Raw genomic sequence first — 14,820 nt, forward strand, 5'->3', positions numbered from 1 at the left:
AGATCGCGCGTCCGCTAGTGATTTGGGGATCGCATGTCGTCGTACTTCACTGACCTGGCCCAGCAGTACATCGACGGTGAGTGGCGTCCGGGCACCGGCTCCTGGGACATCATCGACTTCAACCCGTACGACGGCGAGAAGCTGGCATCGATCACCATAGCCACGGTCGACGAGGTCGACGACGCGTACCAGGCGGCCGCCCGCGCCCAGAAGGCATGGGCCGCGACCAACCCGTACGCCCGCCGAGCCGTCCTCGAAAGGGCGCTGCGCCTGGTCGAGGAGCGCGAGCAGGAGATCGCCGACGCGATCATCACCGAACTCGGCGGCACCCGGCTGAAGGCGGACTTCGAACTGCGCCTCGCCAAGGACTTCCTGCGCGAAGCGGCCCACCAGGCTCTGAGCCCCGAAGGCACGATCCTCCCCTCTTCCGTCGACGGCAAGGAGAACCGCGTCCACCGCGTTCCGGTCGGTGTGGTGGGTGTGATCAGCTCCTACAACTTCCCCTTCCTCCTCTCGGTCAAGTCGGTCGCCCCGGCCCTCGCCCTCGGCAACGCCGTCGTCCTCAAGCCGCATCAGGAAACCCCGATCGTCGGCGGCTCGCTGGTCGCCAAGATCTTCCAGGACGCCGGTCTGCCCGGCGGCCTGCTGAACGTCGTCATCACCGACATCGCCGAGACCGGTGACGCCTTCATCGACCACCCGCTCCTGAAGGTCATCTCCTTCACCGGCTCCGACCAGGTCGGGCGCCATGTCGCCGCCCTGTGCGCCGCAAACCTCAAGCGCTCGGTCCTCGAACTGAGCGGCAACAGCGCGCTGGTGGTCCTCGACGACGCCGACGTCGACTACGCCGTCGACGCGGCCGTCTTCAGCCGGTACATCCACCAGGGCCAGATCTGCATGGCCGCCAACCGCATCCTGGTCGACCGCTCGGTCTTCGACGAGTTCACCGAGAAGTTCGTCGCCAAGGTGAAGACGCTCAGGACCGGAGATCCGCGCGAGCCCGAGACGGTCATCGGTCCGCTCATCAACCACTCCAAGGCGGACGCCGTGACCGGCGTGATCGACCAGGCGCTCGCAGAGGGCGCCACGGCTCTGGTGCGCGGCGGCCGGACCGACAACCTCGTCGAACCGTCCGTCCTGACCGGCGTCCCCGCCGACTCGGCCCTGCTGCGGCAGGAGGTCTTCGGCCCGGTCGCCTTTCTCGTCCCCTTCGACGGCGAGGAGGAGGCCGTACGCATCGTCAACGACACTCCGTACGGCCTGAGCGGCGCCGTCCACACGGGCGACGTCGAGCGGGGTGTCGCCTTCGCCGAGCAGATCGACACCGGCATGTTCCATGTGAACGACGGCACTGTCCACGACGAGCCCGTCGTCCCCTTCGGCGGCGAGAAGAGCTCGGGCATGGGCCGCCTGAACGGCGAGAGCGTGGTGCACGCGTTCACCACCCTGAAGTGGATCTCGGTCCAGCGCGGCCGGAGCACCTTCCCCTTCTAGGTATTTCCCGCTCCAGGTATTTCCCGCGCGCCGGGCCCTTGCGGACGGAAGCTGACCGCAAGGGCCCGTAGCTTCGTCGGTGTCAGGGGGAGAGCCCCCCGGGTCCCGACGAAAGGCGGCCGGTCATGGTCACCCACGTTCCCGCGGAAGCACACGGCGACGAGCGCGGAGCGCTGCTCGGCTATCTGGCCGCCGAGCGCGGCGCGATCCGGCGCGCGCTGCTCGGGCTGACGGACGAACAGGCGGCCGCCAGGCCCAGCGCCAGCGACCTGTCCCTCGCCGGGCTGCTGAAGCATGTGGCCGAGGTCGAGCAGGGCTGGGTCGCCCGCGCCAAGGGCGAGCCGCCGGCCGTGCAGCGGACCGAGGCGAACTGGCACGAGTGCTTCGCCCTCGTGGACGGCGAGACGGTCGAGTCCCAGCTGGCCTACTGGGAGAAGGTCGCCGCGGAGACGGAGGCGTACGCCCGTTCGGTCCCGAGCCTCGACGACACCTTCGCCCTGCCGAACGACCCCTGGTTCCCGCCGGACAGCCGGGTCTCCGTCCGCTGGATGCTGCTCAACCTGATCCGCGAGATGGCCCGGCACGCCGGCCACGCCGACATCATCCGGGAGTCCCTGGACGGCGCCACCGCCTTCGAGCTGGTGGCCAAGGAGCAGGGCACGACCTGGACCTGACGTCAAGCGTCCTACGCTGGCCCCATGTCAGCGATCCGTCTCCTCGTGCTCGGCGCGGTCCGCCAGCACGGGCGGGCCCACGGCTACCAGGTGCGCAACGACCTGGAGTACTGGGGCGCGCACGAGTGGTCCAACGCCAAGCCCGGCTCGATCTACCACGCCCTGAAGCAGATGGCGAAGCAGGGACTGCTGCACGCGCACGAGATCGCGCCGTCCACCGCCGGTGGCCCGCCCCGTACCGAGTACGAGATCACCCGGGCGGGCACCGAGGAGTTCCTGCGGCTGCTGCGCGAGGCGCTGACCTCGTACGACCAGAAGATGGACGTGAAGTCGGCGGCCATCGGCTTCATGGTCGACCTTCCGCGCGCGGAGGTGGTGTCCCTCCTGAAGGAGCGGATCCGCCGCATCGAGGAGTGGCGCGCCTCCGTCACCGAGCACTACGTCCCCGAGGAGGGGCCCGAGCAGCTCGGGCACATCGGCGAGATCATGAACCTCTGGATCCACACGGCCGATGCCGAACTCGCCTGGATCCAGGGCCTGATCGGCCGCGTCGAGGACGGGGCGTACACCTTCGCGGGGGAGGGCGAGCCGTTCGTCGGCGTGCTCGCCGAGGGCGAGGAGAACCCGTACGCGACGGGGGAGCGGCACCCGGAGGACGCTAGCTAATCAAGTTTGACCAATGGGTCTCGCTGAGTTACCTTCGATCGGGTAGTCAACTTTGACTAGTGAGGGAGTGGCAGTGACCCAAGCGGCGATCACCGTCGACGGAGCACGCAAGAAGTACGGCGCGAAACAGGCACTGGACGGGCTTGACCTCACGGTCGCCCGCGGCACGGTGCACGGAGTGCTCGGCCCGAACGGCGCCGGCAAGACCACCTTGGTCCGCATCCTCTCCACCCTGCTGCGCCCGGACGCCGGCCGCATCGAGGTGGCCGGCCACGACGTCGTGCGCCAGGCCTACGCCGTCCGCCTGCGCATCGGTCTGCTCGGCCAGCACGCGGCGCTCGACGAGGAGCTGGGCGGCCGGCAGAACCTGGAGATGTTCGGCCGCCTCCACCACCTGGGCGCCCGCCGGGCACGCGCGCGTGCCGACGAGCTCCTGGAGCGGTTCGCCCTGACCGACACCGGCCGCAAGGCCGTACGGCACTACAGCGGAGGCATGCGCCGCCGCCTGGACCTCGCGGCCTCGCTGATCACCGAACCCGAAGTGCTCTTCCTGGACGAGCCGACCACCGGCCTCGACCCGCGCGGCCGCGCCGAGGTGTGGGCGTCGGTCCGCTCCCTGGTCGGCGGCGGTACGACGGTCCTGCTCACCACGCAGTACCTGGAGGAGGCCGACCAGCTCGCCGACCGCGTCTCCGTCGTGGGCGCCGGCCGGGTCGTCGCGGACGGCACCCCGGAAGAGCTGAAGAAGGCGGCCGGCGGCGACCGCATCGACGTCGTGCTGCGCGACGCGGGGCAACTGGGGGCGGCGGTCGCGCTGCTGCCGGTGGGCCGGGCCGGAGTCTCCGTGGACCCCGACCGCCGGCTGCTCAGCGCCCCGGTCACCGACCGGATGGCGGCGCTCTCCGGGGTCGTACGGGCGCTTCAGGACGCGGGCATCGAGGCGGAGGACGTGGTGCTGCGCCGGCCCACGCTGGACGAGGCGTTCCTGCACCTCACGGAGGGAGCCGCATGACCCCGTACGCGCTGACCGACTCCTGGACCATGACCCGGCGCGAACTCGCCCACTGGGCACGGCAGCCGGTACGGGTCGTCGTCGGCCTGGTCTTCCCGGTGATGCTGCTGCTGATGTTCGGCTATCTCATCGGCGGCGGCCGGGGTGTCGAGGGGGAGTACGTCGACTATCTGGTGCCCGGGATGCTCGCGCTCACCATGGCCTTCGGCCTGGAGGGCACGATGATCGCCGTCACCCAGGACCTCGACAAGGGCGTCATCGACCGCTTCCGCTCGCTGCCCATGGCCAACGGGGCGGTACTGGTGGGGCGTTCGGCGGCGGACATGCTCCAGTCGACGGTGGGGCTCGGGGCCCTCGTCGGTGTCGGCTTCGCCCTCGGCTGGCGGCCGAGCGGCGGCCCGGGGGCGTTCGTCGGCGCCCTCGGACTGCTGCTGCTCTTCCGCTTCGCCATGCTCTGGATCGGCATCTTCCTGGCACTGGTGGCCGGGAAGCCCGAGATGGTGCAGGCCGTGCAGATCCTGGTCTGGCCGGTCGGCTTCCTGTCCAACGCGCTCGCCACGCCCGCCTCCATGCCGGACTGGCTCGGCACGGTGGTCCAGTGGAACCCGATGTCCCGCACGGCGACGGCCGTACGGGACCTGTTCGGCGGGCTCGGCACGGACCACGTGTGGGCGGCCGTGGCCTGGCCGCTGGCGCTGCTCGCGGTCTTCTTCCCGCTGGCGGTGCGGCGGTTCGCGGCGCTCAGCGAGTAGCCGTCCTCGGGGACGGAGACCCGTCAGTGATGGAAACCCGTCGCCGCACCCTTGTCCCGGGTCGACGGGTGCGGCTGGCGGCGCAGTTCGGGCAGCAGCCGCCGCAGGTCGTCCACGAACAGCTCGGCGAGATCGGCGGAGAAGCCGTTGCGGCAGACGACCCGTAGGACGCTCAGGTCCTCGCGGTGGGGCGGGAAGGTGTACGCCGGCACCAGCCAGCCCCGCTCGCGCATCCGCCGGGACACGTCGAAGACGTCGTACGCCGTCACGTCGTGCCCGGTGGTGAAGGCGAACACCGGCAGCTGGTCGCCCCGGGTCAGGAGCCGGAAGTCGCCGAGGGCCTCGATGCGTTCGGCGAGGCTTCCGGCGACGTCCCGGGTGGTCTGCTGCACGGCCCGGTAGCCCTCGCGGCCCAGCCGCAGGAACGTGTAGTACTGCGCGACGACCTGCGCGCCGGGCCGGGAGAAGTTGAGCGCGAAGGTCGGCATGTCGCCGCCCAGGTAGTTGACGCGGAAGACCAGTTCCTCGGGCAGGGCGTCCTGGTCGCGCCACAGCGCCCAGCCGACGCCCGGGTAGACCAGGCCGTACTTGTGCCCCGAGGTGTTGATGGAGGCGACACGCGGCAGCCGGAAGTCCCAGGCGAGGTCCGGGTCGAGGAAGGGCGCGACCATGCCGCCGGACGCCCCGTCGACGTGCACCGGGATGTCGAGGCCGGTGCGCTCCTGCAGCGCGTCCAGGGCGGCGCACAGGTCGGCGACGGGCTCGTAGGAGCCGTCGAAGGTGGAGCCGAGGATCGCGACGACCCCGATGGTGTTCTCGTCGCACAGCGCGGCGGCGGCCTGCGGATCGAGATGGAAGCGGTCGCCCTCCATCGGGATCAGCCGGGGCTCCACCTCCCAGAAGTTGCAGAACTTCTCCCAGCACACCTGGACGTTGATGCCCATGACCAGGTTGGGGCGGGCGCCCGGCTTCGGGTTCCGCTTGCTCCAGCGCCGTTTCAGCGCCATCCCGGCGAGCATGCAGGCCTCACTCGATCCGGTCGTCGAACAGCCGACGGCGGTCGCCGGATCGGGTGCGTTCCACAGGTCGGCGAGCATCGCCACACAGCGCCGCTCCAGCTCGGCGGTGCGCGGGTACTCGTCCTTGTCGATCATGTTCTTGTCCCGGCACTCCGCCATCAGGACGCCGGCCTGCGGCTCCATCCAGGTGGTGACGAACGTGGCGAGATTCAGCCGGGAGTTGCCGTCCAGCATCAGCTCGTCGTGCACCAGCTGGTACGCAGTCATGGGCGGCAGCGGGGTGTCCGGCAGCCGGTGCTTGGGCGGGGCCTCGGTCATGCCGCCGACCGGATTGGCCTCCCCGTAGAAGGGGTTGACGGACATCGGGCGCTCGTCGCGCTTCTCGGGACCTTGGTGGAGCGGCATCGATGGACTCCTCGAAGTGGGTTCAGCGGACCGGGGTTCCGTCGTCGCGCAACTGCATCTGGGGCCGCCCGGTCACCAGCAGCCAGGCCGGCAGCGAGGCGAAGCAGAGCAAGGCGATGATCGCCGGCGAGGCCACCAGGACGGCGGCCGTGAACAGGCTCACCCAGCCCTGCCGGGTGATGGCGAGGAGCATGCCCAGCACACCCGCGGCGACACCGACGGAGGGGTGGACGCCGGACACCAGGGCGTGGGCGCACAGACCGAAGGCGGCGCCGACGAACACCGCCGGGAAGATCCGTCCGCCGCGGAAGCCGCAGGACGCGGCGACGAGCAGCGCGGCCAGCTTCACCGCGGTCATCGTGGCGAACTCCCCGGCCGACCAGCCGTCCGGGTCGGCGGCGATCTCCCCGACCTCCTCCAGCCCCTTGAAGAGCGTGAGATGGCCGCCCACGGCCGCGAGCAGGCCCAGGACGAGGCCGCCGGCGGGCAGGGCGAGCATCGGGTGCCGCAGCCGGGAGAACGCGCCGTGGACGTACGGGAAGGCGCGGACGGCACCCATGCCGAACACGGCCGCAGCGGACGCGATCACCAGCGCCGCCAGCAGATCGCCCCAGCCGGGCCGACCGAACGCGGGCAGGTGGAGATCGAAGGACGGATGGGCCACCAGGGTGGTCGTCAGGGCGCCCGCGGCCGCCGCCATCAGCGGCGCGAAGACGTTGTCCCACAGCGCGCCCTTGACCTGCCGTCCGGCCAGCGCCTCGGAGATGACCAGGGCCGCCGCCACCGGCGTACCGAAGAGCGCGCCGATCGTCGCCGCCTCCGCGAGCGCCGGCCACAGCGGGCCCGGCGCCCGGGGCAGGAACCGCCGGCCGAGCCAGAAGAAGATCGCGACGTTCACGGCGATGATCGGGTTCTCGGGGCCGAGGCTCGGCCCGCCGGCCAGCATCAGGCCGGTCGCGAGGACCAGCCCCGGCAGTACGACGGGCGGCAGCACGGGGGCGTCCAGGCCCATGGTGGCCGGGTCGGGCCCGGCGTGGCCGGGCACCTTCCACACCACCAGGCCGACGGCCACGCCGGTCGCGGTGAGCATGACCAGCATCCAGAGCACCGAGTACCGGCCCACACCCAGCGCGTCGGGCAGGTCCTGCCACAGCACGTCCTGGAAGGCCTCGGCCGCCGCGCTCACCCCGAGGAAGATCAGGCTCGCACCCACGCCCACCGCGAGAGCGGGGAGGATCAGGGGCAGCAGCGCACGGGCCGGGGTCGCCGGGGCTGCGGGTGCCTGCTGCGCGGTGTCCTGGGCCACGGGCCCACGATAAGCGGGCAAAACGGGCACCACATCCGGAGTCGCCCCAGGGACTTGCACCTCACGTGGCGTGAGGACGCACCGTGGACGGCGTACCGAGAAGGGAAGGAGCGGAGAAGTGAGCTACTCCGTGGGACAGGTCGCCGGTTTCGCCGGAGTGACGGTGCGCACGCTCCACCACTACGACGACATCGGCCTGCTCGCGCCCAGCGAGCGCAGCCACGCGGGCCACCGGCGCTACAGCGACGCCGACCTGGACCGGCTGCAGCAGATCCTGTTCTACCGCGAGCTCGGCTTCCCGCTCGACGAGGTCGCCGCCCTCCTCGACGATCCGGACACGGACCCGCGCGCCCACCTGCGCCGCCAGCACGAGTTGCTGACCGCCCGGATCGAGCAGCTGCGGAAGATGGCGGCGGCCGTGGAGCAGGCCATGGAGGCACGCAAGATGGGCATCAACCTCACGCCGGAGGAACGCTTCGAGGTCTTCGGCGACAAGGATCCCGAGCAGTACGCCGAGGAGGCGGAACAGCGCTGGGGCGGCACCGAGGCGTACGCCGAGTCCCAGCGCCGCGCCGCGACGTACACCAAGGAGGACTGGAAGCGCATCCAGGCCGAGGTCGACGACTGGGGCCGGCGCTACGCCGCCCTGGTGACGGCCGGCGAGCAGCCGTCCGCCGAGGCGGCCATGGACCTCGCCGAGGAACACCGGCAGCACATCAGCCGCTACTACTTCGAGGTCCCCTACGAGATGCACCTGTGCTTCGGCGACATGTACGTCTCCGACGAGCGCTTCAAGGCGTTCTACGACGCGATGGGCGACGGCCTGGCCGAGCACCTGAGGGACGCGATCAGGGCGAACGCGGCCCGGCACACCTCCTAGTCCGTCCTGGCCCGGGGCTCACTCCCGGGCCAGGACCACGGCGGTCCCGTAGGCACACACCTCCGTGCCGACGTCGGCCGCCTCCGTCACGTCGAAGCGGAACGCCAGCACGGCGTTCGCCCCACGCGCGCGTGCCTGCTCCACGAGCCGTTCCATGGCCTGGTTGCGGGTCTGCACCAGCGTCTTGGTGAGTCCCTTGAGCTCACCGCCGATCATCGACTTCAAGCCCGCGCCGATCTGGCTCCCCAGATGCCGGGAGCGCACGGTCAGCCCGAAGACCTCCCCCAGTACCCGCTGCACCCGGAAGCCGGGCACGTCGTTGGTGGTCACCACGAGCACATCGGGCTCGGGGCCCTGGCCGCCGCCGAAATCATCGATACTCATGGCTCACAGCTTTCTCCCGGAGAGCCCACAGCGCATCCCCGGCGGCCCCGTGGAACCTGGGCTCCGGGGCCTGCGTTGATACTTTTGGGGCAGCCAGCCCCGCCCGTTCCCCAGCACCAGGAGCCACAGACCCGTGACCACGCTCGCGCTAGGCCCCGAGTGGCTCAGCCCCGACTATCTGATCCAGACGTTCAGCCTCCCCGGAATCCTGCTGATCGTCTTCGCCGAGTCGGGTCTCTTCGCCTTCCTGCCGGGCGACTCCCTGCTGTTCACGGCGGGTCTGTTCGTGGCGCAGGGCGACTACATCAGCCAGCCGCTGTGGCTGGTCTGCCTCCTGATCGTGCTGGCCGCCGTCCTCGGCGACCAAGTGGGCTACATGATCGGCAAGTTCTTCGGCCCCAAGCTCTTCAGCCGCCCCAACTCCAAGCTCTTCAAACAGGAGAACCTGGAGAAAGCGCACGAGTTCATGGAGAAGTACGGCCCCAAGGCGATCGTCCTGGCCCGCTTCGTCCCGATCGTGCGCACCTTCGCCCCCATCGTGGCGGGCGCCGGCCGCATGAAGTACCGCACCTTCCTGACGTACAACGTCATCGGTGGCGTCGCCTGGGGAACCGGCGTCACCCTCGCGGGGTACTGGCTCGGTCAGATCGACGTCATCCACAAGAACGTCGAGGCGATCCTCGTCCTCATCGTCTTCGTGTCGGTGGTCCCGATCATCATCGAGTACCTGCGGGAGCGTTCCAAGAAGAAGGCGGCAGCCGAGCAGCCTGCGGCCCCCCAGCCCCAGGCCTACCAGCCCCCGCCGATGGACGACGCGACGACCCAGCTGCGCCGCATCCCGTCGAACGACCAGCAGCAGCCTCCGCAGTCCTACGGCGACCAGCAGCAGTACGGCTACAACGACCAGTACGGCTACGACCAGCAGCAGTACGCCCAGCAGTACCCACAGCAGCAGGGCTACGACAACCAGCAGAACCAGCAGTACCCCTATAACCAGGGTTACTAGAAGCGCCCTGTCAGAACCCCCGCGTCCGCTTCGCCGCCCGCCGCCCCGCGGCAGACGCCCCACCCGGCACCCTCAAGAACAACCGCGAGATCTCCGACCCCAAATTCACCCCAATCGCGATGGCCATGGCCAAAGACGCGGCCGTGGCCAGCGACACCAGCCCCTTGTCGACATCGTCCCGCGCGATGGACAGCAGCCCGAAGTACGTCGCGGAACCCGGCAGCAGCGGCCCGATCGCGGCGGTCGTGTACGGCAGCGCGGAAGCGAACCGGTACCGCGACAGCATCTGCCCGAACAGGCCCACCAGCCCCGCCGCCACCGCCGTGGAGGCCACCGGCGAGATCTCTCCGACGTAGTGCAGCGCCCCGTACACCGACCACGCCACACCCCCGTTGAGCGTCACCACCAGCACGGTGGACCGTTCCTGCTGCAACAGCACCGCGAACGTCAGCGACAGCAGCATCGACGCCCCGATCTGCCACAGCGGCCGCTCCTCGATGATCAGCACCACGTCCGGGTTGAGGTCGGCGCCGAACTGCACCCCGAAGTACAAGACCACCAGCACGCCCACGACGATGCCGACGAACAGGTACATCACCTCCAGGAGCCGCGCCGACGCGGTGATGTAGAACCCGGTCAGCCCGTCCTGCACGCCCGCCACCAGCGCCCGCCCCGGCAGCAGCGCGAACAGTCCACCGGTGATGACCGCGGACGCCTTCACGTCCACGTGGGCCACCGTCAGCGCCACCCCTATCGCCGCCGGCGGCATCGCGGCGACCGTGAACTGGTAGAACTCCGGCAGCCCGCGCCCCGCGCACAGCCACGCCAGCCGGTCGCCGAGCATCGCGCCCAGCGCGGCCGCCACGAACACGATCGCGTCACCGCCGACGAGCACGGACGCGGCGCCCGCGAGCAGCCCGCTCGCCGAGGTGAGCACCCAGGTGGGGTACGGGTGCCGGTTGCGGCGGATCTCGGCGAGCCGCCGGTACGCCTCCTCCAGCGAGAACGCCGTCTCGGGGTAGCTGAGGTCGTCCACCAGTTGGTAGACGGCCGCGAGCCGCGTGTAGTCCGTGCCGCGTCGCCGTACGGTCCGGGAGGCCGTCACGGGGTCCTCGACGAGGGACGGCTGGTACGAGATCGACAGCAGCGTGAAGGTGACGTTCGGCTCGCACCGGTCGAGGCCGTACGAGCGGCAGACGGCGAACATCGCCGCCTCCACGTCCTCCGCGCCCTCACCGCCCGCCAGCAGCAGCTCCCCGATACGCAGGGTCAGGTCGAGCACGCGCGGGACGGCCGGCCCGGTCTCGTCCTCCTTGTGCAGGGGCTCCGGCGCGGGCCGCTCGGCCACCGGCATCCGCAGCATCGTGCGCATCCGGTCCTGCCAGGGCACGTCCTTGGTCAGCGAGACCACGGGAACACCGGTCGCCGGGGTGAACGCGGGCGGGGCGTGCTTGGCGCTGTAGGTGCGCGGTGTACTGAACGCCGACCCCTCCGGCTCCGCGGCCGGTCCCTCGGGCGCCTGAAGGCCCTCCGGCACGGCGAACTCCGAGGACGTCTCCGACTCGCCGCCGACCCCCTTGGGGACGGCCAGGCCGTCGGGGATGGCGAACTCGGACGTGATCTCGGGGTCGTAGACGCTCCTCGCCTCGTCCGACTGCGGCTTGCGGTCCTCCGCCGACGTCACTTGCGTATCGCTCCCTGTACAGCACCATCTGTCGCCTCAGTATGCGCACAGTCGCGTTCCCCACAGGCGTCCGGATACGCGAACGGGCCGCACGCGTGCGCGTGCGGCCCGTGGACATCACGGGGCTCAGTGGCCGCCGGACTCCTTGAAGCGCTTGTAGGACCGCTCGATCTCGGCCTCGGCGTCGACGCGGCCGACCCAGTTGGCGCCCTCGACGGACTTGCCGGGCTCCAGGTCCTTGTAGACCTCGAAGAAGTGCTGGATCTCCAGGCGGTCGAACTCCGACACGTGGTGGATGTCACGCAGGTGCTCCACGCGCGGGTCCGTCGCCGGGACGCACAGCAGCTTGTCGTCGCCGCCGGCCTCGTCCGTCATGCGGAACATGCCGATCGCGCGGCACTTGATGAGGCAGCCCGGGAAGGTCGGCTCGTCAAGAATGACCAGCGCGTCCAGCGGGTCGCCGTCCTCGCCGAGGGTGTTCTCGACGAAGCCGTAGTCGGTCGGGTAGGCGGTCGAGGTGAAGAGTCGACGGTCCAGGCGGATCCGACCGGTCTCGTGGTCCACCTCGTACTTGTTCCGCGAACCCTTCGGGATCTCGATCGTGACGTCGAACTCCACCGGTGGCTCCTCCATGATCAGCACATAGTTCTGGTGGTTAAGTGTCCCTCACGCAGGTGTGTGATCGCGAAAGGGGCTGGTGGTCGTGCCTGAACTGAGGCCTTGGCGGGCCGCGAGACCGCATGTGACGCGGCTCGCGAACGCCGTACGACCCCGTCTGGCAGCCGCACGCCCCCAGCCGGCACGCCTCGCGAACGCGATGAAACCGCAGGTCAAGCGTCTGACGACAGTGAAGACCTGGCAGTACACCGCGGGCGCCGCCACCGCCGGCCTGGCTCTGACGGCCGTGGTGGTGACCAGCGCGGGCCCCTGGGACTCCACCGGTCAGCGTACGGCCGAGCGGGACCGGGCGGTCGCCCTGGAGCACACGGGTGGCGCAGATCACGGCCGTGATTCCGGTACGACGGCAGCGGCTCCCGAGCCCGCCCCGAGCGCGTCCTCGGTCCTCGCGGGCCTCGGCGGCGCCACGAACACCGTGAAGTCCGCGCCGAGCGGCGAGGCCCTCTCCACCGTCCTGGGGCCGCTCCTGAAGGACGGCGCGCTCGGCAGCCGCCGTGCCGCCGCGGTCGTCGACGTGGCCACCGGCAAGCGCCTGTACGGCGTCGGCGCCGACGCCCCGCTCACCCCCGCCTCCACCACCAAGATCGCCACCGCGGTGGCCGCCCTGTCGGCGATGGGCCCCGACCACCGCCTCACGACCCGCACGGCCCTGGAACCCGGCACCCACGAACTGGTCCTGGTCGGCGGCGGCGACCCCACCCTCACCGCCCGCAAGGACGCGGAGGGCTGGGCCAGCCTTCGTGACCTGGCCGTGAAGACGGCGAAGGCCCTGAAGAAGGACGGCGTACGCAAGGTCACGCTGTCGTACGACACCACTCTCTACGCCGGTTCCGCCCTGCACCCCATCGGTGTCGACGCCAACCTCGCCCTGGTCAGCCCTCTGATGGCCGATGAGGCCCGGACGAACGACTCCACGAGCGGCACGGCCGTCCGGGCCCTGGACCCGGCCGACGACGCGGCCCGCAAGTTCGCCGCCTTCCTGGCGGACGAGGGCATCGGGACGACGTCCCCGGGCCCCTCGAAGGCGACGGACGGCGCGGAGACGCTGGCGGAGGTCTCCTCGCCGCCGCTGTCCACTCTGGTCGAGCGCATGCTGACCAACAGCGACAACGACATCGCGGAGGCCCTGGCCCGCCAGACGGCGGTGGCGACCAAGGTCCGCGCCGACTTCGCCGGCGGCGGCAGGGCCATCCGGGCCCAGCTGAAGAAGCTCGAACTCCCGGTCTCCGGCGTCTCCTTCAAGGACGGCAGCGGGCTGAACCGCGGCGACAAGCTCACCGCCGACCTCCTGACCGCCCTCCTCGCGAAGGCCGGCGACCCGGACCACCCCGAACTCCGGTCGGTCCTCACCGGCCTCCCCGTGGCCGGCTTCACGGGCACGCTGACCACCCGCTACACGCCCGACGGCGCCGCCGGCGTCGTACGCGCCAAAACCGGCACCCTCACCGGCGTGAACACGCTGGCGGGCACGGTCGTCGACCAGGACGGCCGGCTCCTCGCCTTCGCGTTCCTGGCGTCGGACACGGTGAGCAAGGACGCCGCCCAGGCGGCCCTGGACAGGGCGGCGACGGCGCTGGCCGCGTGCGGCTGCGGCTGACGGGCCGCCAGGGAGCCGACGCCCTCGCGGCCTGCCCCCAGCGCGGACGCTCACGTACGGTTGACGCATGACGAGCATCGGCGGTGCTGCTTCTTCTCAGATGGTCGACTGGAACCTCGCGGTGGCGACCGCGACCCGGCTGATGCGGCCGGGACCGGAGGTGAGCCGCGACGAGGCCCGGGCCGTCGTCGCCGAGCTGCGCCGGCACGCCAAAACCTCGGAGGGGCACGTCCGCGCCTTCACCGGGCTGGCCACCGAGGAGGGCCACGACACCCCGGTCCTCGTCGTCGACCGCCCCGGCTGGGTCCGGGCCAACGTCGCCGGCTTCCGGGAGATCCTCAAGCCCCTCCTCGACAAGATGCAGGAACGGCGCGGCAACACCCCGGGCGGCGCGGTCCTCGGCGCCGTCGGCGGCAAGGTCACCGGCGTCGAACTCGGCATGCTGCTGTCCTTCCTGGCCTCCCGCGTCCTCGGCCAGTACGAGACCTTCGCCCCGGCCACCCGCGAACTCCCGGCCGGGGAGAACGGCGGCGGACGGCTGCTGCTGGTCGCGCCGAACATCGTGCACGTGGAGCGCGAACTCGACGTACAGCCCCACGACTTCCGCCTGTGGGTGTGCCTGCACGAGGAGACGCACCGCACGCAGTTCACCGCGGTGCCCTGGCTGCGGGACCACCTGGAGGGCGAAATCCAGTCGTTCTTGGGGGAGACCGAGGTCGACCCCATGACCGTCCTGGAACGCATCCGGGAGGCCGCCCAGTCGCTCGCCGGCGGGCGGCCGGAGGGCGAGGAGGACGACGGCGGGCGCTCGCTCGTCGAGATCGTGCAGACCCCGGCCCAGCGCGAGATCCTCGGCCGCCTCACCGCCGTGATGTCCCTCCTGGAGGGCCACGCCGACTTCGTGATGGACGGCGTGGGCCCGGACGTCGTGCCGAGCGTCCAGGAGATCCGCGAGAAGTTCCAGCAGCGGCGGGCCAAGGGCGCCTCCCGGCTCGACATGGCCCTGCGCAAACTGCTCGGCCTGGACGCCAAGCTCAGGCAGTACCGCGACGGCGAACGCTTCGTGCGGGCCGTCGTCAACGAGGTCGGCATGGACGGCTTCAACCGCGTGTGGACCTCACCCAACACACTCCCGACGAAGACGGAGATCGCCAAACCGGCGGACTGGATCGCGCGGGTGCACCGCAAGGCCGACTCGGGGAACTCCGGGACCGAGTCGTGAACCGGGCGGAAAGGTCGTGAAAGAAAACCGGCCGACGGCAG

The 14,820-nt window shown here is 70.8% G+C and carries 14 protein-coding genes; 9 read left to right on the forward strand and 5 right to left on the reverse strand.

The window, feature by feature from the left end; genetic code table 11:
* The first annotated feature begins 33 nt into the window (after window positions 1-33).
* The 5 genes from ACFUO4_RS42335 (at window position 34) to ACFUO4_RS42355 (ending at window position 4,598) form a co-directional block, all read left to right on the forward strand.
* Window positions 34-1,494 carry an aldehyde dehydrogenase family protein gene (locus ACFUO4_RS42335; RefSeq protein ID WP_383495714.1) on the forward strand — a complete coding sequence of 487 codons (1,461 nt, stop codon included), beginning with the start codon at window positions 34-36 and terminating at the stop codon, window positions 1,492-1,494.
* A gap of 125 nt (window positions 1,495-1,619) precedes the next feature.
* Window positions 1,620-2,168, forward strand: coding sequence for a DinB family protein (locus ACFUO4_RS42340; protein WP_383495717.1), 549 nt, complete (start codon window positions 1,620-1,622; stop codon window positions 2,166-2,168).
* A 24-nt stretch (window positions 2,169-2,192) separates the two neighbouring features.
* Window positions 2,193-2,834, forward strand: coding sequence for a PadR family transcriptional regulator (locus ACFUO4_RS42345; protein WP_079311391.1), 642 nt, complete (start codon window positions 2,193-2,195; stop codon window positions 2,832-2,834).
* 73 nt (window positions 2,835-2,907) lie between these two features.
* Window positions 2,908-3,846 (forward strand): ATP-binding cassette domain-containing protein, encoded by a 939-nt coding sequence (locus tag ACFUO4_RS42350; RefSeq protein ID WP_383495721.1) that lies wholly within the window; start codon window positions 2,908-2,910, stop codon window positions 3,844-3,846.
* Window positions 3,843-4,598 (forward strand): ABC transporter permease, encoded by a 756-nt coding sequence (locus ACFUO4_RS42355; protein ID WP_383495724.1) that lies wholly within the window; start codon window positions 3,843-3,845, stop codon window positions 4,596-4,598. Before ACFUO4_RS42350 ends, ACFUO4_RS42355 begins: the two co-directional genes overlap by 4 nt.
* A 23-nt stretch (window positions 4,599-4,621) precedes the next feature.
* Here ACFUO4_RS42355 and ACFUO4_RS42360 read toward each other — a convergent pair whose 3' ends face one another.
* Both ACFUO4_RS42360 and ACFUO4_RS42365 read right to left on the reverse strand, forming a co-directional pair.
* Window positions 4,622-6,022 (reverse strand): glutamate decarboxylase, encoded by a 1,401-nt coding sequence (locus ACFUO4_RS42360; RefSeq protein ID WP_383495727.1) that lies wholly within the window; start codon window positions 6,020-6,022, stop codon window positions 4,622-4,624.
* 22 nt (window positions 6,023-6,044) lie between these two features.
* On the reverse strand, window positions 6,045-7,328 hold the full coding sequence (locus tag ACFUO4_RS42365) for an ion channel protein (RefSeq protein ID WP_383495731.1): 1,284 nt from the start codon (window positions 7,326-7,328) through the stop codon (window positions 6,045-6,047).
* Window positions 7,329-7,446: 118 nt separating this feature from the next.
* On the opposite strand from ACFUO4_RS42365, the gene ACFUO4_RS42370 reads away from it, so the two are divergent.
* Window positions 7,447-8,208, forward strand: a complete 762-nt coding sequence (locus ACFUO4_RS42370) for a MerR family transcriptional regulator (RefSeq protein WP_079311394.1) — start codon at window positions 7,447-7,449, stop codon at window positions 8,206-8,208.
* 18 nt (window positions 8,209-8,226) lie between these two features.
* Here the strand turns inward: ACFUO4_RS42370 and ACFUO4_RS42375 are convergent, their stop codons facing one another.
* Window positions 8,227-8,592 (reverse strand): YbjQ family protein, encoded by a 366-nt coding sequence (locus tag ACFUO4_RS42375; RefSeq protein WP_079311395.1) that lies wholly within the window; start codon window positions 8,590-8,592, stop codon window positions 8,227-8,229.
* A gap of 133 nt (window positions 8,593-8,725) precedes the next feature.
* Here ACFUO4_RS42375 and ACFUO4_RS42380 point away from each other — a divergent pair, with 133 nt between their 5' ends.
* Window positions 8,726-9,598: a DedA family protein gene (locus tag ACFUO4_RS42380; protein ID WP_383495736.1), complete on the forward strand. Its 873-nt coding sequence runs from the start codon at window positions 8,726-8,728 to the stop codon at window positions 9,596-9,598.
* Between the two features lie 10 nt (window positions 9,599-9,608).
* On the opposite strand, the gene ACFUO4_RS42385 is transcribed toward ACFUO4_RS42380, so the two are convergent.
* Window positions 9,609-11,282 (reverse strand): threonine/serine exporter ThrE family protein, encoded by a 1,674-nt coding sequence (locus ACFUO4_RS42385; protein ID WP_383495739.1) that lies wholly within the window; start codon window positions 11,280-11,282, stop codon window positions 9,609-9,611.
* A gap of 126 nt (window positions 11,283-11,408) precedes the next feature.
* Window positions 11,409-11,900 (reverse strand): inorganic diphosphatase, encoded by a 492-nt coding sequence (locus ACFUO4_RS42390; protein WP_079311408.1) that lies wholly within the window; start codon window positions 11,898-11,900, stop codon window positions 11,409-11,411.
* Between the two features lie 79 nt (window positions 11,901-11,979).
* On the opposite strand from ACFUO4_RS42390, the gene dacB reads away from it, so the two are divergent.
* A complete protein-coding gene (gene dacB / locus ACFUO4_RS42395) occupies window positions 11,980-13,557 on the forward strand; it encodes a D-alanyl-D-alanine carboxypeptidase/D-alanyl-D-alanine-endopeptidase (protein WP_383495742.1) in 1,578 nt (525 codons plus the stop codon).
* A 67-nt stretch (window positions 13,558-13,624) separates the two neighbouring features.
* Window positions 13,625-14,779 carry a zinc-dependent metalloprotease gene (locus ACFUO4_RS42400; protein WP_383495744.1) on the forward strand — a complete coding sequence of 385 codons (1,155 nt, stop codon included), beginning with the start codon at window positions 13,625-13,627 and terminating at the stop codon, window positions 14,777-14,779.
* The last annotated feature ends 41 nt before the right edge of the window (window positions 14,780-14,820 follow it).

The organism is Streptomyces sp. NPDC057280 (genome assembly GCF_042668605.1).
Classification (GTDB): Bacteria; Actinomycetota; Actinomycetes; order Streptomycetales; family Streptomycetaceae; genus Streptomyces.

What these genes read in the sequence shown, in the direction of transcription:
- ACFUO4_RS42335 (WP_383495714.1), top strand. Translation starts at nt 34, where the DNA reads ATGTCGTCGTACTTCACTGACCTGGCCCAGCAGTACATCGACGGTGAG.
- ACFUO4_RS42340 (WP_383495717.1), top strand. Translation starts at nt 1,620, where the DNA reads ATGGTCACCCACGTTCCCGCGGAAGCACACGGCGACGAGCGCGGAGCG.
- ACFUO4_RS42345 (WP_079311391.1), top strand. Translation starts at nt 2,193, where the DNA reads ATGTCAGCGATCCGTCTCCTCGTGCTCGGCGCGGTCCGCCAGCACGGG.
- ACFUO4_RS42355 (WP_383495724.1), top strand. Translation starts at nt 3,843, where the DNA reads ATGACCCCGTACGCGCTGACCGACTCCTGGACCATGACCCGGCGCGAA.
- ACFUO4_RS42360 (WP_383495727.1), bottom strand. Translation starts at nt 6,022, where the DNA reads ATGCCGCTCCACCAAGGTCCCGAGAAGCGCGACGAGCGCCCGATGTCC.
- ACFUO4_RS42375 (WP_079311395.1), bottom strand. Translation starts at nt 8,592, where the DNA reads ATGAGTATCGATGATTTCGGCGGCGGCCAGGGCCCCGAGCCCGATGTG.
- ACFUO4_RS42400 (WP_383495744.1), top strand. Translation starts at nt 13,625, where the DNA reads ATGACGAGCATCGGCGGTGCTGCTTCTTCTCAGATGGTCGACTGGAAC.